Below are 21,624 nucleotides of genomic sequence, written 5' to 3'. Positions count from 1 at the left end.
TGTCGCCACTCCGGGCCGTCTGTGCGACCACCTGCGTCGTGACGAAAAAGTCCTGTCGACCGTGAACCACCTGGTTCTGGACGAAGCTGACGAAATGTTGAAGCTGGGCTTCATGGATGACCTGGAAGTCATCTTCAAGGCGCTGCCAGCGACCCGTCAGACCGTACTGTTCTCGGCTACCCTGCCGCAGTCCATCCGTGCCATTGCCGAACGCCATCTGCGCGATCCGGAGCACGTGAAGATCCAGACCAAGACCCAGACCGTTACCGCGATCGAACAGGCTCACCTGTTGGTTCACGCTGACCAGAAGACCTCGGCTGTATTGAGCCTGCTGGAAGTCGAAGACTTCGACGCCCTGATCATGTTCGTGCGCACCAAGCAAGCGACCCTGGACCTGGCCAGCGCCCTGGAAGCCAAAGGCTACAAAGCCGCTGCGCTGAACGGTGACATTGCCCAGAACCAGCGTGAGCGCGTGATCGACTCCCTCAAGGATGGCCGTCTGGACATCGTTGTGGCGACCGACGTTGCTGCCCGTGGCCTCGACGTTCCACGTATCACCCACGTGTTCAACGTTGACATGCCTTACGATCCAGAGTCCTACGTTCACCGTATCGGCCGTACTGGCCGTGCCGGTCGCGAAGGTCGTGCGTTGCTGCTGGTGACTCCACGTGAGCGCCGCATGCTGCAAGTGATCGAGCGTGTTACCGGCCAGAAAGTTGCCGAAGTCCGCCTGCCGGATGCCCAGGCCGTTCTCGATGCGCGCATCAAGAAACTGACCAACAGCCTGGCGCCACTGGTGGCTGACGCTGAATCGACCCACGGCGACCTGCTGGACCGCCTGACCGCCGATATCGGTTGCACCCCGCGTGCCCTGGCTGCAGCCCTGCTGCGCAAAGCTACCAATGGTCAGGCCCTGACCCTGGCAGCCATCGAAAAAGAACGTCCACTGGTTCCGAACAGCGCGCCACGCGGTGATCGTCCAGAGCGTTCCGGTGACCGTCCAGACCGTGGCGACCGTGAGCGTCGTGCTCCAGTGCCATTGGCTGAAGGCCGTGCTCGTTGCCGTACCGCGCTGGGTGCGCGTGATGGTATCGCGGCCAAGAACCTGCTGGGCGCTATCCTCAACGAGGGTGGCCTGGCACGTGAAGCCATCGGTCGCATCCAGGTGCGTGACAGCTTCTCCCTGGTGGAGTTGCCGGAAGACGGCCTGGAAAAACTGCTGGCCAAGCTGAAAGACACTCGCGTTGCCGGTAAGCAGCTCAAGCTGCGTCGCTACCGCGAAGATTGATCCGCCCTTGGGCTGATTGATCGCACATAAAAAATCCCCGACTGGTTCGGGGATTTTTTTCGCCTCATGTTTTAGGCTCCGACGCGATCAACTGTGAGAGCAGGCAAGCCAGCTCCCACAGGTATAACGGTGTCAGCCAAAGCGATAGATATCCATGCCCAAGGCACCCAGTGTGAAGCCTTGGTGCGCCACGCTGAAATCTGCGCCCGCACCCCGCGCAAAGTACAGCGGCAGCAAATGTTCATCGCTGGGATGGCTGCGCACGGCATGTGGCGCCTGGCGGCGATAGTCATGCAAGGCGGCGTCGTCATTGGTCGCCAGTTTGTCGACCACCCAGTCGCGAAATTCCCGGGCCCACGGTGTGATAGTCTCCGGCCCGGCGCGCCAATCCAGTTCGCCCAGGTTGTGGGTGATGCTGCCGGAGCCGATCAGCAGCACACCCTGTTCGCGCAGGCTCGCGAGTGCATGCCCGACTCGAGTCTGCAAAGCCGGGCCCAGGCGGCTGGGCAAGGACACTTGTACCACCGGGATGTCCGCTGCCGGGTACATCAGCGACAGCGGGACCCAGGTGCCGTGGTCGAAGGGGCGTTGCTCGTCAATACGTGCAGCCAGGCCGTTGGCGTGCAGCAGTTCGACGATCTCACTGGCCAACTGCGGGTCACCCGGCGCGGGGTATTGCACCGCAAACAGCTCGCGCGGAAAGCCACCGAAGTCGTGCCAGGTTTCGGGGGCAGCACTGCCGCTGACCAGCAGGTCCGGGCTTTCCCAATGCGCCGACACCACCACAATGGCTTTGGGCCGTGGCAGTTCGTCAGCCAGGCGCTGCAGCGCAGGACCGCTGGCACCGGGTTGCAAGGCCAGCATGGGCGAGCCGTGGGAGATAAACAGGCTGGGGAGCATGAGCAGAGTCCTGAGGGTTAAGATGGAGCCATCTTCAATCAGATCATCGATCTAAATCTAATATAAGTTTTAGCGCCTTTTGATCGAATTTTCGGAGTGATTCATGCAGCCTGAATTTTGGCAGGACCGCTGGGCGAGCAATCAGATCGGCTTCCATCAGCACGAGGTCAATCCCTATTTGCAACGGCACTGGCCCGTGCTGGGGTTGCCCGAGGGGGCAAAGGTGCTGGTACCGTTGTGTGGCAAAAGCCTGGACTTGGTATGGCTCGAGAGCCAGGGGTACCCGGTAATGGGCGTGGAGCTATCGGAGCAGGCGGTTGAGGCGTTCTTCAGCGAGCAGGGGCTCGTGCCGCACGTCAGTCAGCAGGGCGCCTTCAAGGTCTATCAGGCGGGCCAGATCGAACTGTGGTGTGGCGATTTCTTCAGCCTGAATGCGCAGGCGCTGGTCGGTTGCCGCGGCGTATATGATCGTGCCGCGTTGATCGCATTGCCCCCGCTGATGCGTGCGCAATACGCCGAGCACCTGAATGCCTTGCTGCCCTCAGGCTGCCAGGGGTTGCTGATTACCCTCGATTATGACCAGGCGCAGAAGGCCGGCCCACCCTTTGCTGTCACGGACGAGGAAGTGCAGGTGCTATTTGCACTGCATTGGGCGTTGGAGCGGCTGGAGGAGCGGGACATCCTGAGGGAGAGCGGAAAGTTCCTGCAGGACGGTGTTACTCGCCTTGAAGAGCGTGCTTATCGGCTGACCAGGCGCTAAAAGGGTTTTTCCTTTTGTAGGGGCGAGCTTGCTCGCGAAAGACGTCAACGATAACGCGTGCTTGCTAAATGAACGCGGCGCCTGCGAGTTTTTCGCGAGCAAGCTCGCTCCTACAGAGAGCGGTGAAATCAGCAGGCACAAAAAAGGGGCGATCAGATCGCCCCTTGTCGAGTCATCCGGCTATCAGCCCCGGCGACGCAGTGCGTCAATCCGCTCTTCCAGCGGCGGGTGGCTCATGAACAGGCGAGCCAGGCCCTGCTTGATGCCGCCGTTGATGCCGAAGGCGGTCAGGCTGTCGGGCATATGCACCGGCAGGCCCTGTTCGGAGCGCAAGCGTTGCAGCGCGCCGATCATTGCGCTGGTGCCCGCCAGGCGTGCGCCGGCTTCATCTGCGCGGAACTCGCGTTTGCGCGAGAACCACATCACGATGGCGCTGGCCAGGAAGCCCAGGACCAGCTCGGCGAAAATGGTCGCCACGAAGTAGGCAATACCACGGCCTTCTTCGTTCTTGAAGATGACCTTGTCGACGAAGTTGCCGATGATCCGCGCAAAGAACATCACGAAGGTGTTCACCACGCCCTGTACCAGCGCCAGGGTGACCATGTCACCGTTGGCCACGTGACCGATCTCGTGGGCCAGCACCGCCTTGACTTCGTCGGGCGAAAACCGCTCCAGCAGGCCCTGGCTCACGGCCACCAGCGCGTCGTTCTTGTTCCAGCCGGTCGCAAAGGCGTTGGCCTCATAAGCCGGGAAAATCCCGACTTCGGGCATTTTGATGCCTGCTTCTTGAGACAACTGCTCCACGGTTTGCATCAGCCATTGTTCATGGCGAGTGCGTGGTTGCGTGATGATCTGGGTGCTGGTGCTCATCTTTGCCATCCACTTGGAGATGAACAGCGAGAACAGCGAACCGGCAAAACCAAAGACTGCACAGAAAATCAGCAGCTGATTGAGGTTCAGATCAACCCCATTGGCCGCCATGAACCCGTTGAAGCCAAAAAGGCTCAGGGTGACGCTGGCAATCAGTACGACTGCCAGGTTAGTGGCCAAGAACAGCAGGATGCGCATCATGGTTGTAGAATTCTCCTCATGCTTAATATGTCGCTCACTGCGGGGTATATAAGGTGCGGCATGGGGTGATTCAACCGGGGGACTATTTCAAACTGTGTCCTACACCGTTGGCGTAGGGCCTTGAAGGGATTTTCCGACCTGTATTGTCAGCCCTGATCGACCCGATGCTACCCTGTCGCCCCGTGATTATAGGGGGCACGTCATTGGCAGGGGCCAAATGAAGTACAACCGCAAGTAAGTGACACAGAAGTGTTGCCAGATAATCGCCGTACGACCCTTTGTGAGTCGTACAGCGTCAATTGCCTTACTGGCGATAGGACTTCAGGAAGTTACCGATGCGACCAATCGCCATCTCCAGGTCATCCACACGTGGCAATGTCACCACGCGGAAGTGATCCGGCCATGGCCAGTTGAAGGCGGTACCTTGCACGACCAGCAGTTTTTCCGACAGCAGCAGGTCGAGCACGAACTTCTCGTCGTTGAGGATCGGGCAGACTTTCGGGTCGATCCGCGGGAACGCGTAAAGCGCGCCCATGGGCTTCACACAGCTCACGCCGGGGATAGCGTTGAGCAGCTCCCAGGTGCGGTTACGTTGCTCCAGCAGGCGACCTTGGGGCAGGATCAGGTCGTTGATGCTCTGGTAGCCGCCGAGGGCGGTCTGGATCGCGTGCTGGCTCGGTACGTTGGCGCACAGGCGCATGTTGGCCAGCATGTCGATGCCTTCGATGTAGCTTTGCGCATTGTGCTTGGGGCCGGAGATGGCGATCCAGCCGGAGCGGAAACCCGCCACGCGGTAGGACTTGGACAGGCCATTGAAGGTCAGGCACAGCAGGTCCGGGGCCAGGGAGGCGGTGCAGATATGCACGGCGTCATCGTAGAGGATCTTGTCGTAGATCTCGTCGGAGAACACCACCAGGTTGTGCTGACGCGCCAGTTCCAGCATGCCCAGCAATACTTCCCTGGAGTACACGGCGCCAGTGGGGTTGTTCGGGTTGATGATCACCAGGGCCTTGGTGTTGGGCGTGATCTTGGCCTTGATGTCGGCCAGGTCCGGGAACCAGTCGGCGCCCTCATCACACAGGTAATGCACCGGGTGGCCGCCCGCCAAGGTCACGGCGGCGGTCCACAGCGGGTAATCCGGGGCTGGCACCAGGACTTCATCGCCATTGTTGAGCAACGCCTGCATGGACATCACGATCAGCTCGGACACGCCGTTGCCCAGGTAGATGTCCTCGATGCCGACGCCTTCGACCTGCTTCTGCTGGTAGTACTGCATCACCGCCTTGCGCGCGCTGAACAGGCCCTTGGAGTCGCTGTAACCCTGGGCGGTCGGCAGGTTGCGGATCACATCCTGAAGGATTTCGTCCGGCGCTTCGAAACCAAACGGCGCCGGGTTGCCAATGTTCAGCTTGAGGATGCGATGGCCTTCCTCTTCCAGGCGTTTGGCGTGCTTGAGCACCGGGCCGCGAATGTCATAGCAGACGTTGGCGAGCTTGTTCGATTTGCTGACCTGCATGGCGATGTGATCCTGAAAATGAACGATCCCGACGGCGTAGGCACTACCGTAGGGTGAAGCCTGCACGGCCCGCACCCATAAATACGTTTGAATGCCGATGGCGCGGGTGCCAGACTGGCGTTTTGAAGAGGCGCAATCATACGTGCCGCCTGATCCATGGAAAAGACACAGATCAGGGTTTTTCAGTTGCCGAGGTGTACCGATGGATAAGTTGCAGAAAACTGTAGATGAATGGAAGGCGATGCTCGATCCGGAGCAGTACAACGTGTGCCGTCTCAAGGGTACCGAGCGACCGTTCAGCGGCAAGTACAACGCCACCAAGACCGACGGCGTCTACCACTGCATCTGCTGCAACGAGCCGCTGTTCGATTCCAAGGCGAAGTTTGATTCCGGCTGTGGCTGGCCCAGCTTCTATGAGCCGATCGCCCACAGCGCGATGGTCGAGATCCGCGATGTCAGCCACGGCATGATTCGCACCGAAGTCACCTGCGCCAAGTGTGATGCACACTTGGGGCATGTGTTCCCGGACGGCCCCCCGCCGACGGGCCTGCGCTACTGCATCAATTCGGTATGCCTGGAGCTGGTGCCGCGCTAGGCTTGCATGGTCCCTGTAGGAGCGAGCTTGCTCGCGAAAAACGTCAACGATACGGCGGGTTTCCTGAATGAACGCGGCGTCTGATAGTTTTTCGCGAGCAAGCTCGCTCCTACAAATAAGGCTCTTCTTTCCCTGACTTGAGGCATTGCCATGAGCGACTCCCTGCTGAGCATCCCTTGCACCACCATCAAGGGTGAGCAAAAGACCTTGGCCGACTTTGCCGGCAAGGCCATTCTGGTGGTCAACACCGCGAGCAAATGCGGCTTCACACCGCAGTACAAGGGCCTCGAGCAACTTTGGCAGCAATACAAGGACCAGGGCTTGGTGGTGCTCGGCTTTCCCTGCAACCAGTTCGGCAAGCAGGAACCCGGCAATGAAGGCGCGATATCCGAGTTCTGCGAGCTGAACTTCGGCGTCAGTTTTCCGCTGTTCAAGAAAATCGACGTCAATGGCAGCGATGCCCACCCGTTGTTTGTGCAGTTGAAAAAACAGGCCCCGGGGCTGCTGGGTTCCAAGAACATCAAGTGGAACTTCACCAAGTTTCTCATTGGCCGTGATGGCAAGCAGGTCAAGCGTTTTGCGCCAACCACCAAGCCTCAGGACTTGACCCAGGAGATTGAAGCCCTGCTCAAATGACCGCAATATTGCGGGTACCCATCAGAGGCTGGTTGTCTTCGGTACCCACAGTTCCAGTAAGGCGTTGAGTTCTTCACGGCGAAACGGCTTGGCCAGGTAATCGTTCATTCCAGCGGCCCGGCAACGCTCGCGTTCTTCGGCCATCGCGTTGGCGGTCAAGGCAACAATGGGCAAGTCCGGCCAACGCCCGCTCCGGCGAATTTGTCGGCTGGCCTCATAGCCATCCATCACAGGCATGTTGCAGTCCATCAACACCAAGTCGAAGCGCTGGTCCTCCAGAAGCTTGAGGGCTTCGCCGCCATGGGCCGCGACGATTACCTCACACCCGAGCTTGCTGAGCATGCCCTTGGCCACCAGTTGATTGACCGCGTTGTCCTCCACCAGCAGGATGCGCGCGCGGTGCGCAAGCGGTGCGGTTTCTATCTGGACCGGGTCGAGCACCAGTTGCGCGCCGCTGCGCAGGTTGCGTTGCAGGATCTGGTACAGCGCGTTGCGGCTCAATGGGCGCGCTTGTTGCTGCAGCGGCGCCAGGGCCGTGACTTCTTCGCTGGGCAAAAAGTTACCATAGGCGGTAACCAGCAGAATCGGCGCGCTGATGCCCGGGCGCAAGCGGAACAAGCATTCAGGGCAGTCGGTGATCAACAGGTCGGGCGCCAGCCCGCTCAAATCATCGTCCTGGGAATAGCAGCGCGGTGTCAGCCCCCAAGAGGGCAATAGCGTGGTGAGCAGCTCCGTCAGCCCGCCGCCGGCGTTGGTGATGGCGATCACCTCGCCCGTGAGCGGTGCATAGCGCATGGCAGGCAAATGCGCGGGCAGTGGGAGGTCGGCGCAGAACTGGCTGCCAAAGCCCACCTCCGAGCTGATACTCAAGCGGCCTTGCATGGCTTCGCACAGGTTATGAGTCAACGCCAGGCCCAATCCCGTCCCGCCAAACTGGCGGGTAATGCCAGCGCCGGCCTGGGTGAACGGCTGGAAGATTTTCACCTGGGCTTCCTGGGCGATGCCAATGCCGGTATCGCACACTTCAATGCTGACCCGACCTTCCAAGGCGCGCAGGCGCACATCGACGCGGCCAAAGCGGGTGAACTTCAAGGCGTTGGAGAGCAAGTTGCTGACGATCTGCCGCACACGGGTAGGGTCGCCGACCACCTGGGCGGGAAATTGCGGGTCGATCAGGCAGGTCAGCTCCACGCTCGGAGCGGCATTTTGCGAGAGCAGGTTGGCGGTATCTTCCACCAATGAGCCCAGGTCGAACGGGATATGCTCCAGTTCCAGCTGGCCGGCGTCGAACTTGGACAGGTCAAGAATATCGTTGAGCAACTCCACCAGCACTTTGCCTGAGTCATGGGCAATGGACAGTTGCTGGCGCTGTTCGGCGGTCAGCGGGCTATCCAGTGAGAGGGCAATCATGCCCAGCAACCCATTGAGCGGCGTACGAATTTCATGGCTCATATTGGCCAGGAATGCTGCCCGTGCCTGAGCCATGCCCAGCGCAGTCATTTTCGCCGCCTCCAGCTCATCGTTGGACTGGCTCAAGCGTTGGTTGCTGGCCTTGAGTTCGAGGGTGCGCGCAGAAACGATATTTTCCAGTTGCCCCAAATACTCCGTGAGGCGATCTTCGGCATGGCGCCGTTGCTGGATCTCGGTTTCCATGTTTTCGAATTGTTGGTTGGCGACGCTGACCAGCACGCCGATTTCATCGTGTTCATGCCCCGGTGGGCAATCCAGGCGCGCCTGTTTGCGTGTGCTCAGCTCGCGGATAATGCGCACCAGCGGTTGGGTGAGCATTACGTAGAACAGGCCGAGCAAAATCCCGGTGAGCAGCAGGCTGCGGGCGAAGCCGTTGAGCAGAGTGATCTCGGCGCGATGCAGGAAACGGCTGCCAAAGGCATAAGTATCGACGTCCAGGCGTAACACACCAAGGGAGTCGTTGGGCATATGGCTGAGAAACAGTCGGTCTTCGAATTGGCGATTGGCACCAAACAGAAAATCGCTGACCGGCCGATAGTTGCTTTCCTTGCGCGGACGGTTGACGTCGGCCAGCACCACGCCATTGTTGTCGATCAACTGCGCGCGGATGATGGCGGGGGAGTGCAGCAGGCCCAAGGTCAGTTCCTGGGCGAGTTCGGCATCGATGTTGTAGGCGATTCTTGACGCCGGGTTATGGCTGATTTCAATCAGTGAGCGTATTTCACGGTTGATGGATGCGTCTTCACTGGCATAATCAATGCCGATTTGGATCAGACTGAGCAGGGTTCCCAAGACGAAACCGACCAGCACAGTCAATCTGGCTTGTTTATAAGACAAGCGGTGGGCGAACTTGATATCCATCGAGTGTTGAACCACTTAGCGTTTCCCTTCGCCCGGCAAGCATAGCTGAACATCCACAAGCTTTGGCTCGCCCGGCATGAATCGTTTGTTTGATGCAGCCCTACAGTTTGCCGCAGGGTTGCCAATACGCCATCTTTTGCAAGAAGTTGCCAGAGGAATAGCTGTGGATTCTCGATTGAATGCCTTTCTTGAGCGCGCCGATGCGGTGCTGGCTCGCCTGGAACCGTTGTTACCCGCCCCACGCCAGGCGATCGACTGGCACCAATGCCTGGCCGCCCGCTGGCAGCGCGAAGGTCGCAATGGCTTCCTGTTACCGTTGGAAGTGAGCCTGGACATGCGCCTGTCGGACCTGATCGGTGTCGACAAACAACGTGAACAACTGGCGCGCAACACCCAACAGTTCCTTGATGGGTTACCCGCCAACCACGCCCTGTTATGGGGTTCGCGTGGCACCGGCAAGTCTTCCATGGTCCGGGCCTTGCTCGCCCAGCACGCTAACGCCGGCCTGCGTCTTATCGAGATCGAGCGTGACCACCTGGCTGACCTGCCGCGGGTGGTCGAGCAACTGGTCAAGCTACCACAACGCTTCATTTTGTTTTGCGATGACCTATCGTTCGAGGCCGGCGAAGGTGACTATCGCGTGCTCAAGAGCGTGCTGGATGGTTCCCTGGAACAGGCGCCGGAAAACGTGCTGCTGTACGCCACGTCCAACCGTCGCCACCTTGTGCCGGAAAACCAGAGCGACAATGACAACTGGAAACGCGTGGACGGCGAATTGCACCCGAGCGAGGCGGTTGAAGACAAGATTGCCTTATCGGATCGTTTTGGCTTGTGGTTGTCGTTCTACCCCTTTACCCAGGAGCATTTCCTGGATGTGGTGGAACACTGGATCGGTGAGTTGGCCAGCAAGGCCGGCTTGCAGTGGCAGCGCGATGAGCAGCTTGACGTTCTCGCGGTGCGTTGGGCCACTGGGCGCGGCAACCGCAATGGCCGGTGCGCCTATCAATTCGCCCGTTACTGGGTGGGTCTTAAATTGCTGGAACGTCAACCATGATCGATTTACAACAGGCCGGCAGCGGCCTTGATGGCTATGCCATGCTCTGCGCGCAACTGGAGTCATTGCTGGCTTATGAGCGCGATTTTATTGCCAACAGTGCGCAGTTTTCCGCGTTCCTGTTCAACCAGTTGGATGACTTGAACTGGGCTGGCTTTTATCTCAATCGTAACGAAGAGCTGGTGCTTGGGCCCTTTCAGGGGCAGATCGCCTGTGTGCGCATTCCGTTTGGTCGCGGCGTGTGTGGTGCGGCTGCGGCCTCACGGAAAACCCAGCGCGTGGAGGACGTGCACGCGTTCCCAGGCCATATCGCCTGCGACAGCGCTTCGAACAGTGAATTGGTGGTGCCATTGGTCAAGGACGGCCAACTGATTGGTGTCCTTGACCTCGACAGCCCATTGCTGGGCCGCTTTACCCCTCAGGACCAGGAGGGGATTGAGCGGCTGGCGGAGATTTTCCTGCAGTTGACCGACTGCTGAAGCGGTGGGTACTTATGCTGGTCGCGGTAGGAGCGCATTTGCTCGCTCCCGCCACGACGGGCCCTGGTGCTATTGGGCTTGCAGTTCATCGAGTTGAACCCGCAGCATCTTCTCCAATTCCAGCATGAGCTGTTCCAGGGCCCTGATGCCGCTTTCGATCACGGCCCACTCCTCATTGCGAGAACAGGTTTGCTCCAAGGCTTCGCATTGCCCCGCCAACGAATGGGCTTGAACGATGCGGGCGGCACCCTTGATCTTGTGGGCTTGCTCAATGATGTCCGAGGGGGGCGCGTGTCGATCCCGCAGTTCGATAAGGACCTTGCGGTCGTGAAGGCTGCTGCTCAGCAGCTCCTCCAGCAAGCGTCGACTCAACTGTGGATCACCGCCGGTCAGCGCTTCCAGGCATTCGAGGTCCAGCCGTTGGGGCACGGTTTCAGGGGCGATATGTGCCAGTTGGCGCTCTAATACGGTAAGGCTGATGGGTTTGAACAGGCAGTCATCCATGCCGGCTTGCACGCACCGTTGCCTTTCCTCCGGCTGGGCGTTGGCGGTAAAACCCAGTACCACGCAGGGCACCAATTGTTCGCGTTGCTCATATTCACGGATTGAACGACTCAGTTCGTAGCCATTCATGATGGGCATGTTGCAGTCGGCAATTACCAGGTCGAAATGCTCTTTACGCCAGGCCTGGAACCCTGCGGCTCCGTGCTCGGCAGCGATGAATTTATGCCCCAGGTAGCCCAATTGCTGGCACATCAGCAGGCGATTCGCCGGATGGTCGTCTACCACCAGTACGTTAAGCACCCGTGCGGTGGCCGGCGTTGGCGGCGTGTGTTCACCCACCGCCTGGATCGCTTGCAGGCGAGGCATGCTCAGGTTGACGTGCACCTGGGTGCCGACCATGGGCACGCTGCTCAGGCTCAATTGGCCGCCCATCATCGCGCACAGGCTGCGGCAGATCACCAGACCCAGGCCCGCGCCACTGCGCGCCAGTTGCCCGGAGTTGTCCGCCTGGGCAAAGGGTTCGAACAGGCGCTGTTGGTCATCCCGGCTGATGCCGATGCCGGTGTCTTCCACCACCAGTTTCAGCTCGATCTGCTCCGGGGCCTGGGTAGGCTGCAGCTCGACCTTGATCTTGACCTGCCCTTGTTCGGTGAACTTGATCGCGTTGCTCACAAGGTTCGATAGCACCTGCTTGAAGCGCAGCGGGTCTATCAGCACCTCGATATCGTTCAGGTCGGGTTTGAACTCCAGTATCAGGCTGAGGGTTTTCTGCCGTGCGAGACCGTCGAAGACGCGCACCACTGATTCAATTACCTCCCGCAGGTTGACGCGCTCCGGCGCCAGGCTGAGGCGGCCGGACTCGATACGCGCGATGTCGAGAATGTCACCGATCAGCTCCAGCAGGTCTCTGGCCGAGTTGTACGCCACCTCGATCGCCGGACGGTCAAGGTGTCCTTGGTCGGCGCGCTTGAGCGTCAGTTCGAGCATGCCGATCACAGCGTTCATCGGGGTACGAATCTCGTGGCTCATGGTAGCCAGGAACGTGCTCTTGGCGCGGTTGGCTTCGTCGGCGCGCTCCTTGGCAGCGCGTAGTTCATCGAATAGCTGGCGTCGGTCACTGATATCGATCCAGCCACCGATGATGCCTTGGACTTCACCCGTAGAGTCGCGGTAGGGAAGGATCCAGTGATAGATGGTCAGTTTCTTGTCGTGGATATGCAGGCTGCGATCGAGGATCAGCGGGTTACCCTCGGCCACCACACGCAGATAGTCAGCATGATACTGGGCTGCCTCCGACGCCAGCGCCATGGTCATCTGGGTCACGCTTTTGCCGATCACCTCTTCGCGCTTGACGTCGAACACCTGCAGGTAGCTGTCGTTACAGGTCTGCAACAACCCATTGCGGTCGCGCACGTAGATCGGATGGGGCGTCTCATTGACCAGTGCACGCATGAACTCGAACTGATCGTTGAGGGCACGTTCGGCCATTTTTCGATGCTTGATCTGGCGACGCATGTAGGCGTTCCAGGCTAGGGATATCAACAGCAACAGCCCGGTGCCGATGATGATTCGCGCGATCAGTTGATGGTAATTACGCCAGTAGCTGTCCGATGCGGCGGTGTAGCCACGCCAGCGACTGTTGATTACGCCCATTTCATCCGGGGCAATGCTGAGCAGCGCCTTGTCGAGTATCGAGCTCAATTCCGTGGCTTGGCGCGAGGTAGCAAGAGAGAAGGTCGCTGGGGTCGTGCCGATGCTGGCGCTTATTTGCAATTTATCCTGGAAGACCTGGGATGACAGGAAATAGTTGGCGATCACCAAGGTATTCACTGCCCCATCCACTTGTCCCTGTGCTAGCAGCTCCGATGCTCTGAACGTATCACTGGTTTCCACCAGTTGAACCTGCGGGAAGTCTTTGCTCAAGGTCGCGGCCAGTGGGTTGCCTCGAGTGATTGCCAGACGCTTTCCTGCCATCTGCTCCATGTTCGAGGGGGCACCTTGCTCTCTGCGTGTCAACAATACATAGGAGTTTTCCAGGTAGGGGCGGCTGAAATTAAGCTGCGAATCTCGTTCGTTGCTGGGCACGATGGCACCGATCATATCGACTTTCTGGGTCGCGACCTGATCGATCATCGCGCTGACATCGCGCCCGCGCTGCACCGAAAAACGCAGTCCGGTGCGCAAGCGAATCAACTCCAGCAAGTCGGCGGTGATGCCGCGAAAGTTGCCGTCTGCATCGAAGAACGTCAGGGGCGCGAAAGTTTCGTTGACGACCACGGTGACCACCGGATGCTCTTTGAGCCAGCGCTCTTCGCGCTGGGTCAGTTGCAGCTTCTTGTCGGTCAGCAGGATGTCGCTGCCGGCGCTCCAGCGCTTGGCAATACTGTCCCTTTCGTTGATGGGCACTGAGGCCAGGGCTGAATCGACAATGCTGAGGAGCATCCGGTTGTCCTGGCGCGTGGCAAAACTGAAACCATAAGCTTCATGTTTGCCGAAGTTGGCCATGCGAATGTTCTTGAGATAGCCCTTGTTGATCATGTAATGGGTGGAAATGGTGTCACCGAGAAACACATCCGCCTGGTCGAAGGCCACTGCATTCAAGGCATTCTGATAGGACGGGTAGGCGCGGATGCTCGCCTTGGGGTACAGCTTCTCCACCTCATTGAGCGGCAGGTAGTGATAGACAAGGCTCAGGCGCAGCCCATCGAGGCCTTCGCTGAGGCTGCGGGTTTCTCCCTCGCGCGTGACCAGCACCGGCTGGTCCACGGCATAGGGTTCGGAGAGGATAAGATTTGGCGTCGCAGCTTCAAACCCGTTTGAGGAGCCCAGCAGGTCAATTTCCCCGTCTTCCAGGGCGCGAATGGCCGCCGCTCGGGAGGGGTAGCGCATCACATTGATTGGCAGGGAGAGTGCCTTGGCCAGTAATCCTGCGTAGTCGGCGGTAAGGCCTTCGTAGTCATGGCCGCTGGAAGTGAGGTCGAAGGGCGGGTAATCAGGTGTGGATGTCCCCAGCGTGAGTTCACGTTTGTTCTGCAGCCACTGGCGCTGGGCCTTGTCAAAATGAGTGTCCAGTTGAACAGCTCCCGCACGACTCAAGAGGGTGAAACGTTCCGGGCTGGTTTGGTGCTCCGCCAGCACGGTAGTGCTGAAGTACAAACCGGCACTTAATATAATCAGATAGTCCTTTATACGCCTGGGCATCCGCTTTCTCACACTAGCGCGTTTCGTTTTGCCATCTCGATGAGTTCTACCAAGGATTTGGCTTTGAGTTTCTGCATGAGTCTCTTTTTATAAGTACTGACCGTCTTGTTACTTAAAAACATACCTTTGGCAATTTCCTTGTTAGTGCGACCTTGCGCAAAAAGTTGCAGGACCATCAACTCTCGGTCATTAACTGACTTGAACAGTTCCAGCTCCTGGACATCCATGCCTTCGGCTCCGGGGCCACTCAAAGCCTGGCTGGGGAAGTAGTTGTAGCCGGACAGGACAGCGCGAATGGCGCTCAGCAATTCGCTCAGGTCACCCTCCTTGCACACGTAGCCTTCGGCGCCCGAGCGCATGCACCGCGTAGCAAATAGCGTCGGGCACTGGGCCGTGAGCACCAGGGTCTTCATGGAGGTGTTCATGGCATTGAATCGGCAGAGCACCTCGAGACCGTCGAGTTTCGGGATGCTGATATCCAGAATCACCAAGTCTGGAAGGCACTCACGGACCATTTGTATGGCATCGCACCCGTTGTCTGTTTCGCCGACGACCTTGTAACCTTCGTGCTCCAGCAACATTCGAATAGCAAGCCGGATAACGGGGTGGTCATCGATAATAAAAACTGAGTTCATAATCACATTCCATGCAGGTGCAAATAAAGCGGGCACATTAGCTCAGAAGATAAGGGCACGGCATGAAGCGCACGAGCAGTAGATGCAAAACAGGAAAGTTCCTACAATTAAAAAGGTATACGCCTACAAGTTAATGGGTAGTCGTGACAGAGCATGTGAGCGCTTCGAGCGCAATCGTGGCATGGTGATAGGCTTGAGTTTTTACGGCGGGCTTCGTAGCGTATTTCGTCGAAGAAGATGTTTAAAGTCCTACGTAGGGGGGGTAAAAGTTAAGCCGATTAACTTTTCAAGTTCGTCCTTGTTCAACGGTTTTGATAAATAGCCAAGAAGCGGAAGACTTCGTTGCGAGGCTTGTTTTGTCAGGCTCATCAGTTCTGGCGTGGGTAACCCGCTTAACAGAATAGCGCTGGTAATGAAGCGCCGACGGCTGGCGATTTCCACTAGTTCAAGTCCGGGCAGGTCGGGCAGGCATTGGTCGCACAACATCAGGTCAAAGGGATGTTCGGACTGGCTCATTGTGCGTATGGCCTGCTCTGCGTTTTCCACCGCAGTCAGTTGATCGAAGCCGAAGCTGTTGAGCAGGCATTGGGTGGCCAGAAGTTGAAACGGGTGATCCTCCACCAAAAGAATACGAAGAGAGTATCTGGGCATAGAAAGCACACAGTGAGGCAAGCGTCGATGGGGGCAGTAGAATTGCTCGGTCGGTTGGGAACGCGTGATTATTCTTCGGATGCTTGTACGAATTCGATCAGTCCGCTCTGTTCCCATCGTAGGGCAATTCGTTTCAGGGAACAGGCGGTCGGATGCAAGCGTTACTGAGGGCTGGAACGCCCAGTCATTTCCCGTGCCATTTCGGTGGCGTAGCTGTCGGTCATACCGGCAATGAAGTCGATCATTCGCAGGAACGAGGCGTGCAGTGGCCAGGCGGGGTCCGGCGCGCTGTTGCCCAGCAAATCGAGAATGCGCCGATTCTTGAACGACGGTGTTCGCCCGCCATGTTGTTCAAGGGCCGCGCCGCAGAACGCGTTCAGCAGGATTTCCAAGGTCGTGTAAGCGCCGATTTCATGCAATGTCTTGCGCTTGTCCTGAAAAATTTTCTTGCGCGCCATGTCTTTGGCATCCAGCACGCAGCGCTTTGCCGGGCCGTGCATATGCTCCACCAGGTCTCCCTGCAGCGTGCCGGCCAGCAGGGCGTCCTGCTGTTCGACAAACGCCTGCGCAGCCGCATTGGTCAGGTGCTCGATGGCTTTGCCACGCAGGATCGCCAGCTTGCGTCGGCGAGAGTCCAATGGGCCCAGCTGGCGATAGGTTTGTGGCAGGTCATCACCGACCAGGTCGAGCAACAACGACTCCACTTCGCTGTACTGCAGAAGCTCCATTTCCAGGCCATCTTCCAGGTCGATCAACGCGTAGCAGATGTCGTCGGCTGCCTCCATCAGGTAGACGAGCGGGTGACGCGCCCACCGTTGTTCCTCTAACTGGGGCAAGCCAAGCTTGTGGGCGATCTGCTCAAGAATTGGCAACTCGCTCTGGTAACAGCCGAACTTGTGTTTCTTGTAGCCCAGCGAGTCGGCGTGACGGGCAGTCCAGGGGTATTTGAGGTACGTGCCCAGGGTGGCGTAGGTCAGCCGCGTGCCGCCGTCGAACTGGTGGTATTCAAGTTGGGTGAGTACCCGAAAGCCCTGGGCATTGCCTTCGAAGTTAAGGAAGTCATTGCGTTCGGCGCTGCTCATGCCATCCAGCCAACCTCGCCCGGCGGCCTGTTGGAACCAGTGGCGAATGGCGTCTTCGCCGGAATGCCCGAATGGCGGGTTGCCGATGTCATGGGCCAGGCAAGCCGATTGCACCACCATGCCCAGGTCGCTGGGGTCGCACCAGTCGGGCAGGGCGCTGCGCAGGGTTTCGCCCACGCGCATGCCGAGTGAGCGCCCCACGCAGCTGACTTCCAGGGAGTGGGTCAAGCGTGTGTGGATATGGTCGTTGCTCGAAACCGGATGCACTTGGGTCTTGCGTCCCAGGCGCCGGAACGCGCCGGAGAAAATAATGCGGTCGTGATCTTTGTGAAAGGGGCTGCGGCCCAGTTCTTCAGGGCTGTGCAGGGGTTTTCCAAGACGTTCGCGGGTTAGCAGGGTGGGCCAATCCAAGGCGCAGGCTCTCCGTAGTGTGAATGACAGTTCCAGCTTCCCGGTTCGGCCTTCAAGGGCAGGCGAATCCAGCGGTCGGCCGCGTCGGTATCAATTAACAGGCAGCGCAAAAAACCGCAATGACCAGCAGGTGTCTGGTCATTGCGGTCATCGGCTCACGAGGGTCAGCTTTTGCGCGAAGAGCCTTGCATGGCCAACTTGATCAGGGGGATCAAGCCGGCACCCAGCCGCACCAGGCGCGTGATGCTGCTGATACTGCCGCCCTTGGCGCCCTTGCCGGTAAAGAAGCCCATCAGCGTAACCGCCGCCACGCCCCACAACGGCGCGTGCTTGATGCTCAGGCTGTCCTGCCAGTTGTGGCGCATGTTGCGCATTTTGTGCAGGGGCGCCATGAGTTGTTGGGACTCATGACGGATTTCCTGGCGGTGCATTTCCATGCGCAGGCGAATCAAGGCTTTGCGCATTTCCCGGCGAGAAGTATTTTGCGGGATCTCAGTCATGCTCATGGCAGCAGGCGCTCCCGGTCATTGGCCAGTTCTTCAAGCGTGGCGTGGAAGGGCGTTGACTCATCGAATACCGCCGCCTTCAAGCGCACACCGCAGAACGCAGCGGCCAGGCTGTAGAACACGCAGAGGCAGATGATGCCGGTCAGGCGATAGCCCGTGTCCCACACCAGGATCATCACCAGCGTCGACAACCCCACCAGCAACAGCAGGGCAAACACCAACGCCAGGCCGGCAAACAGCAACAGGCTGACGGTACGGGCCTTTTGCTCTTGTAATTCAATGCCGAACAACTCGACATGACTGTGCAGCAAGCCCAGCACAGCTGCGCCCAGGCGTCGGGAAGTTGAACCGCTTGCTGAGGAATGTGCGCTCGTGGATGAGCTGGATTCGCCGATAGACATGGTTAGCGCCTTGTAGCCAATAGACCGATCAAAAAGCCTACGCCGGCAGCAATGCCGACTGACTGCCATGGGTTGGCTTGCACGTAGTCTTCGGTGGCGGTGATTGCCGCCTGGCCGCGCTCGCGCAATGAGTCTTCGGTCAGTTGCAGGGTCTCGCGGGCCTTGAGCAGGCTCTCGTGGATCTTGGTGCGCAGCTCGTCAGCCTGGTCACCGGCCAGCACGGCAGTGTCGTCCAGCAGCTTTTCGGTATCGCTGACCAGGGTTTGAAAATCCTCCATCAGTATCTCTTGAGCAGTCTTTGCTGTTTTACCGGCCATGGTTATCTCCGTGGGTAGCTGATCTGTACGTGTGGTTTCGAGTCGCGGCGTTCGCTGAAGGTTCATTGCAATTGTGTGGTACAGCTTTTGCTTTGCCTTGGTGCGCAGGCCTTGGAGCCTGCGCTGAATCCGGGCGGTCGAGGTGAAAACCTTGGAAAACCTTACCCTAAATCACTTAATTTCGCGGAAAAACCCTTTCGGCAACGGCCTGTTGTGTTGATCGCTGCGCTAAAGCGGTTCACGCCCTCTGAAGAAAGGCGGAGCCGGCGGTGCCAATTTAGTGCGCTTAACCCTGGCTTGAACCGCTTTGGTGCTTTTTGCCTTGATGCAGGCCTGCCAACCTCCATGGAAAACTTGCAAAGCGCGGTGGACACCCTCGTCCACAGCTCCAATACCTTGTTCATTCTGATTGGCGCGGTCATGGTGCTGGCCATGCACGCCGGCTTTGCCTTCCTTGAAGTTGGCACGGTACGGCAGAAGAACCAAGTCAACGCCTTGTCGAAAATCCTCAGTGATTTCGCGATTTCAACGCTGGCCTATTTCTTTATAGGCTATTGGATCTCCTACGGTGTGAGCTTCCTGCAACCGGCCGCGGTGATCAGCGCCGATCATGGCTACGGCCTGGTGAAGTTTTTCTTCCTGCTGACGTTTGCCGCGGCGATTCCGGCAATTATTTCCGGCGGGATTGCCGAGCGTGCGAAGTTTGCCCCGCAGCTGTGTGCCACCGCGCTGATCGTGGCGTTTATCTACCCGTTCTTCGAAGGCCTGGTATGGAACGGCAACCTTGGCCTGCAAGCATGGCTGCTCGCAACCTTTGGCGCCAGCTTCCACGACTTTGCCGGTTCCGTGGTGGTTCACGCCATGGGCGGCTGGCTGGCGCTGGCGGCGGTGTTGCTGCTGGGCCCGCGCAATGGGCGTTATCGTGAAGGGCGCCTGGTGGCGTTTGCGCCGTCGAGCATTCCTTTCCTGGCGCTGGGCTCGTGGATTCTGATCGTGGGCTGGTTCGGCTTTAACGTGATGAGCGCGCAAACCCTCAATGGCGTCAGTGGTCTGGTGGCCGTCAATTCGCTGATGGCCATGGTCGGCGGCACCGTGGCTGCCCTGGTAATTGGCCGTAACGATCCCGGTTTTCTGCACAACGGTCCTTTGGCCGGGTTGGTGGCAATCTGCGCCGGTTCCGACCTGATGCATCCGGTGGGCGCGCTGGTCACGGGCGTGGTCGCTGGCGGCTTGTTCGTGGGGTGCTTTATCGCTGCCCAGGTGCGCTGGAAGATCGACGACGTGCTGGGCGTGTGGCCGTTGCATGGCTTGTGTGGCGTGTGGGGCGGCATTGCCTGCGGCATCTTCGGGCAGGCTGCCCTGGGTGGACTGGGCGGCGTGAGCCTGATCAGCCAGTTGATCGGCACCGGGCTGGGCGTGGCGGTAGCATTTGGCGGCGGCTTGCTGGTGTACGGCGTGATCAAGCGCGTGCAAGGGCTGCGCTTGAGCCAGGAACAGGAGTATTACGGTGCGGACCTGTCGATCCACAAGATCGGCGCGGTCAGTCAGGACTGATCGGCGCGTCTTCGTCAGTGTGTGGCGGTGGGTAGAAACCGTGCAGCAGGCGATAGTGGTTGCGCCGTACTTCATTCACTCGCGCCTGCACCTGTTGGTCCGGCAGGCCCAGCAGGATCAGGGCGTGGGAGGCGAGCATCAGGCTCGACTCCAGCAACTCGGGCACCACCTCGCTGGCGCCCGCGGCCTTGAGTTCAGCCAACTGGCTGTCATCGCGTGTGCGCACCAGGATCGGCACGTCTGGGTTGATCTGCCGCGCCTCCTTGAGCACCACCAGGGCGACATCGCTGTTGTCCACCGCGATCACCGCCAACCGCGCCCGTTCCAGGCCGACGGCGCTGAGCAATGCACCACGGCGGCAGTCGCCGTAATGCACACTGCTGTCCTCGGTGGCGGCTTCCTGCACCCGTTCGGGGTCATCATCCAGGGCGATAAAAGCCTGTTGTTCGCGGCGCATAAAGCGCCCGATGGACTGGCCTACCCGGCCATACCCGCAAATCACCACGTGTCCGTGCAATTGAGCGTTGAGCGCGGTGATGTGTTCCAGTTGCACTTGCTGGTTGGGCTTGCGATGCAGGCGCAGCGCGATGGCCGGTGCCGCACGTAACAGCAGCGGTGTCAGCAGCATCGAGCAGAAGGTGGCAGCCAGTAGCAGGCCGTTGAACTCATCGGGAATCAACCGGCTCTGCTGCATCTGCGCCATCAGCGCAAAACAGAACTCGCCGCCCTGGGCCAGCGCCAGACCGCTGCGCCAGGCTGTTTCGGTGTCACTGTTACGCCACTTGACCAGCGCCGCGACGACGCTGCCTTTGACCAGCATCAGCGTGAGCGTCAGGCCGAGGATCAACAGGCTGTGGCTGACGAACAACTGCAGATCGATGAGCATGCCGATGCTGACAAAAAACAGCCCCAGCAGGATGTCGCGAAACGGGCGGATATCGGCTTCGATCTGGTGTCGGTAATGACTTTCCCCCAGCAGCATGCCGGCCAGGAATGCACCGAGGGCAGGGGACAGGCCCAGCAGGTGGGTGAGCCAGGCGGTGAGCAAGACAATCACCAGCGCCAGCAGCACAAACAGTTCCGCCGAATGAGACGCGGCGACTTCACGGAACAGGCGCGGCAGCAACCAGCGGCTGGCGAACAACAGGCCCACGAACAGCACCACGGTCTTGCCCAAGGTCAGCGGCAGCGCCCAGTACCAGGCTTGGTCGCTGCTGCCGGCAAATACCGGTACCAATGTCAGCAGCAACACCGCTACGACATCCTGGAACAGCAACACGCCGATCGCATTCTGCCCATGACTGCTGAAGACTTCACCCAGGCTGGTCAACTCCTTGCTGACAATGGCGGTGGACGATAACGCCAGCCCTGCGCCCAGTAACAACGCGACGCCAGGTGCGAGGCCAAAGCTCATCAATAACGCGCCCAGCAATGCCCCGCACCCCAGCACTTGCAGGCTGCCCAGGCCAAATACCACGCTGCGCAGCGCCAACATTCTCGACAGGGAAAACTCAAGCCCCAGGGAAAACAGCAGGAACACCACACCCATCTCGGCCAGGTCCGGCAGGTCTTCGTTGTCATTGACCCAGTCCAGCGCGGTGGGGCCCACTGCCAGGCCTACGCACAGGTAGCCCAGCACGGGCGGCAGCTGCAGCCGGCGAAACAGTGCAATCACCACCAGGGATGAGGCCAGAATAATCAGCAGGTTGGCGAACACAGGCATCTCCGTTGC

19 protein-coding genes are annotated in these 21,624 nt (G+C 59.2%); 7 read left to right on the top strand and 12 right to left on the bottom strand.

All coding sequences use genetic code 11. The features are described 5' to 3' along the window. Positions 1 to 1,288 (top strand): DEAD/DEAH box helicase (locus tag APH41_RS16240; protein WP_054920147.1); only part of this gene is annotated, 1,288 nt, incomplete at its 5' end. A 132-nt stretch (positions 1,289 to 1,420) separates the two neighbouring features. Here APH41_RS16240 and APH41_RS16235 read toward each other — a convergent pair. Further along, positions 1,421 to 2,188: a class III extradiol ring-cleavage dioxygenase gene (locus APH41_RS16235; RefSeq protein WP_054897895.1), complete on the bottom strand. Its 768-nt coding sequence runs from the start codon at positions 2,186 to 2,188 to the stop codon at positions 1,421 to 1,423. A gap of 103 nt (positions 2,189 to 2,291) precedes the next feature. Here APH41_RS16235 and APH41_RS16230 point away from each other — a divergent pair, with 103 nt between their 5' ends. Then, a complete protein-coding gene (locus APH41_RS16230) occupies positions 2,292 to 2,948 on the top strand; it encodes a thiopurine S-methyltransferase (protein ID WP_054920145.1) in 657 nt (218 codons plus the stop codon). A gap of 183 nt (positions 2,949 to 3,131) precedes the next feature. Here the strand turns inward: APH41_RS16230 and htpX are convergent, their stop codons facing one another. Both htpX and APH41_RS16220 read right to left on the bottom strand, forming a co-directional pair. After that, entirely contained in the window at positions 3,132 to 4,019 is an 888-nt protein-coding gene (gene htpX / locus APH41_RS16225) for a protease HtpX (protein ID WP_003189904.1), read from the bottom strand. Positions 4,020 to 4,323: 304 nt separating this feature from the next. Next, a complete protein-coding gene (locus APH41_RS16220) occupies positions 4,324 to 5,535 on the bottom strand; it encodes a pyridoxal phosphate-dependent aminotransferase (protein ID WP_044273990.1) in 1,212 nt (403 codons plus the stop codon). A 202-nt stretch (positions 5,536 to 5,737) separates the two neighbouring features. Here APH41_RS16220 and msrB point away from each other — a divergent pair, with 202 nt between their 5' ends. Together msrB and APH41_RS16210 are read left to right on the top strand one after the other, a co-directional pair. Further along, entirely contained in the window at positions 5,738 to 6,130 is a 393-nt protein-coding gene (gene msrB / locus APH41_RS16215; protein ID WP_054920142.1) for a peptide-methionine (R)-S-oxide reductase MsrB, read from the top strand. Between the two features lie 150 nt (positions 6,131 to 6,280). Continuing rightward, positions 6,281 to 6,766 (top strand): glutathione peroxidase, encoded by a 486-nt coding sequence (locus APH41_RS16210; RefSeq protein ID WP_034127155.1) that lies wholly within the window; start codon positions 6,281 to 6,283, stop codon positions 6,764 to 6,766. A gap of 21 nt (positions 6,767 to 6,787) precedes the next feature. Here the strand turns inward: APH41_RS16210 and APH41_RS16205 are convergent, their stop codons facing one another. Next, the gene (locus APH41_RS16205) at positions 6,788 to 9,097 is read right to left on the bottom strand and encodes a response regulator (RefSeq protein ID WP_034127156.1); all 2,310 of its coding nucleotides are present in this window, start codon (positions 9,095 to 9,097) and stop codon (positions 6,788 to 6,790) included. Positions 9,098 to 9,260: 163 nt separating this feature from the next. Between APH41_RS16205 and APH41_RS16200 the strand changes: the two genes are divergently transcribed. Further along, on the top strand, positions 9,261 to 10,151 hold the full coding sequence (locus tag APH41_RS16200) for an ATP-binding protein (protein ID WP_034127157.1): 891 nt from the start codon (positions 9,261 to 9,263) through the stop codon (positions 10,149 to 10,151). Beyond that, complete coding sequence (locus APH41_RS16195) at positions 10,148 to 10,630, top strand: GAF domain-containing protein (protein WP_054920140.1); 483 nt, start codon at positions 10,148 to 10,150, stop codon at positions 10,628 to 10,630. The genes APH41_RS16200 and APH41_RS16195 overlap by 4 nt, the downstream gene beginning before the upstream one ends. Before the next feature lie 69 nt (positions 10,631 to 10,699). Here APH41_RS16195 and APH41_RS16190 read toward each other — a convergent pair whose 3' ends face one another. The 7 genes from APH41_RS16190 to APH41_RS16160 all read right to left on the bottom strand — a co-directional run bounded on the left by APH41_RS16190 (position 10,700) and on the right by APH41_RS16160 (position 18,338). Next, positions 10,700 to 14,335: a transporter substrate-binding domain-containing protein gene (locus tag APH41_RS16190; protein ID WP_054920138.1), complete on the bottom strand. Its 3,636-nt coding sequence runs from the start codon at positions 14,333 to 14,335 to the stop codon at positions 10,700 to 10,702. Between the two features lie 8 nt (positions 14,336 to 14,343). Further along, entirely contained in the window at positions 14,344 to 14,970 is a 627-nt protein-coding gene (locus tag APH41_RS16185) for a response regulator transcription factor (RefSeq protein ID WP_034127160.1), read from the bottom strand. 249 nt (positions 14,971 to 15,219) lie between these two features. Beyond that, a complete protein-coding gene (locus APH41_RS16180; protein WP_034127161.1) occupies positions 15,220 to 15,621 on the bottom strand; it encodes a response regulator in 402 nt (133 codons plus the stop codon). A 161-nt stretch (positions 15,622 to 15,782) separates the two neighbouring features. Then, positions 15,783 to 17,114 carry a deoxyguanosinetriphosphate triphosphohydrolase gene (locus tag APH41_RS16175; protein ID WP_034127162.1) on the bottom strand — a complete coding sequence of 444 codons (1,332 nt, stop codon included), beginning with the start codon at positions 17,112 to 17,114 and terminating at the stop codon, positions 15,783 to 15,785. A gap of 164 nt (positions 17,115 to 17,278) precedes the next feature. Then, positions 17,279 to 17,620: a hypothetical protein gene (locus tag APH41_RS16170; protein WP_054920137.1), complete on the bottom strand. Its 342-nt coding sequence runs from the start codon at positions 17,618 to 17,620 to the stop codon at positions 17,279 to 17,281. After that, a complete protein-coding gene (locus APH41_RS16165; RefSeq protein ID WP_005786473.1) occupies positions 17,617 to 18,021 on the bottom strand; it encodes a phage holin family protein in 405 nt (134 codons plus the stop codon). Before APH41_RS16165 ends, APH41_RS16170 begins: the two co-directional genes overlap by 4 nt. A gap of 2 nt (positions 18,022 to 18,023) precedes the next feature. Continuing rightward, positions 18,024 to 18,338, bottom strand: coding sequence for a YqjD family protein (locus tag APH41_RS16160; protein WP_003189926.1), 315 nt, complete (start codon positions 18,336 to 18,338; stop codon positions 18,024 to 18,026). A 345-nt stretch (positions 18,339 to 18,683) separates the two neighbouring features. On the opposite strand from APH41_RS16160, the gene APH41_RS16155 reads away from it, so the two are divergent. Then, the gene (locus APH41_RS16155) at positions 18,684 to 19,892 is read left to right on the top strand and encodes an ammonium transporter (RefSeq protein ID WP_054920135.1); all 1,209 of its coding nucleotides are present in this window, start codon (positions 18,684 to 18,686) and stop codon (positions 19,890 to 19,892) included. Here the strand turns inward: APH41_RS16155 and APH41_RS16150 are convergent. Beyond that, complete coding sequence (locus tag APH41_RS16150) at positions 19,879 to 21,615, bottom strand: monovalent cation:proton antiporter-2 (CPA2) family protein (protein WP_034127165.1); 1,737 nt, start codon at positions 21,613 to 21,615, stop codon at positions 19,879 to 19,881. The genes APH41_RS16155 and APH41_RS16150 overlap by 14 nt on opposite strands. Positions 21,616 to 21,624: the final 9 nt, after the last annotated feature.

The organism is Pseudomonas sp. NBRC 111138 (genome assembly GCF_001320835.1).
Lineage (GTDB): Bacteria > Pseudomonadota > Gammaproteobacteria > Pseudomonadales > Pseudomonadaceae > Aquipseudomonas > Aquipseudomonas paracarnis.
This window is presented reverse-complemented; position numbering and strand designations above follow the sequence as displayed.

Bases quoted from the DNA above. Each gene is read 5' to 3' on its own strand.
- APH41_RS16235 (WP_054897895.1), bottom strand. From the start codon at position 2,188: ATGCTCCCCAGCCTGTTTATCTCCCACGGCTCGCCCATGCTGGCCTTG.
- APH41_RS16230 (WP_054920145.1), top strand. From the start codon at position 2,292: ATGCAGCCTGAATTTTGGCAGGACCGCTGGGCGAGCAATCAGATCGGC.
- htpX (WP_003189904.1), bottom strand. From the start codon at position 4,019: ATGATGCGCATCCTGCTGTTCTTGGCCACTAACCTGGCAGTCGTACTG.
- APH41_RS16220 (WP_044273990.1), bottom strand. From the start codon at position 5,535: ATGCAGGTCAGCAAATCGAACAAGCTCGCCAACGTCTGCTATGACATT.
- msrB (WP_054920142.1), top strand. From the start codon at position 5,738: ATGGATAAGTTGCAGAAAACTGTAGATGAATGGAAGGCGATGCTCGAT.
- APH41_RS16210 (WP_034127155.1), top strand. From the start codon at position 6,281: ATGAGCGACTCCCTGCTGAGCATCCCTTGCACCACCATCAAGGGTGAG.
- APH41_RS16205 (WP_034127156.1), bottom strand. From the start codon at position 9,097: ATGGATATCAAGTTCGCCCACCGCTTGTCTTATAAACAAGCCAGATTG.
- APH41_RS16195 (WP_054920140.1), top strand. From the start codon at position 10,148: ATGATCGATTTACAACAGGCCGGCAGCGGCCTTGATGGCTATGCCATG.
- APH41_RS16190 (WP_054920138.1), bottom strand. From the start codon at position 14,335: ATGCCCAGGCGTATAAAGGACTATCTGATTATATTAAGTGCCGGTTTG.
- APH41_RS16185 (WP_034127160.1), bottom strand. From the start codon at position 14,970: ATGAACTCAGTTTTTATTATCGATGACCACCCCGTTATCCGGCTTGCT.
- APH41_RS16180 (WP_034127161.1), bottom strand. From the start codon at position 15,621: ATGCCCAGATACTCTCTTCGTATTCTTTTGGTGGAGGATCACCCGTTT.
- APH41_RS16170 (WP_054920137.1), bottom strand. From the start codon at position 17,620: ATGAGCATGACTGAGATCCCGCAAAATACTTCTCGCCGGGAAATGCGC.
- APH41_RS16165 (WP_005786473.1), bottom strand. From the start codon at position 18,021: ATGTCTATCGGCGAATCCAGCTCATCCACGAGCGCACATTCCTCAGCA.
- APH41_RS16160 (WP_003189926.1), bottom strand. From the start codon at position 18,338: ATGGCCGGTAAAACAGCAAAGACTGCTCAAGAGATACTGATGGAGGAT.
- APH41_RS16155 (WP_054920135.1), top strand. From the start codon at position 18,684: ATGGAAAACTTGCAAAGCGCGGTGGACACCCTCGTCCACAGCTCCAAT.
- APH41_RS16150 (WP_034127165.1), bottom strand. From the start codon at position 21,615: ATGCCTGTGTTCGCCAACCTGCTGATTATTCTGGCCTCATCCCTGGTG.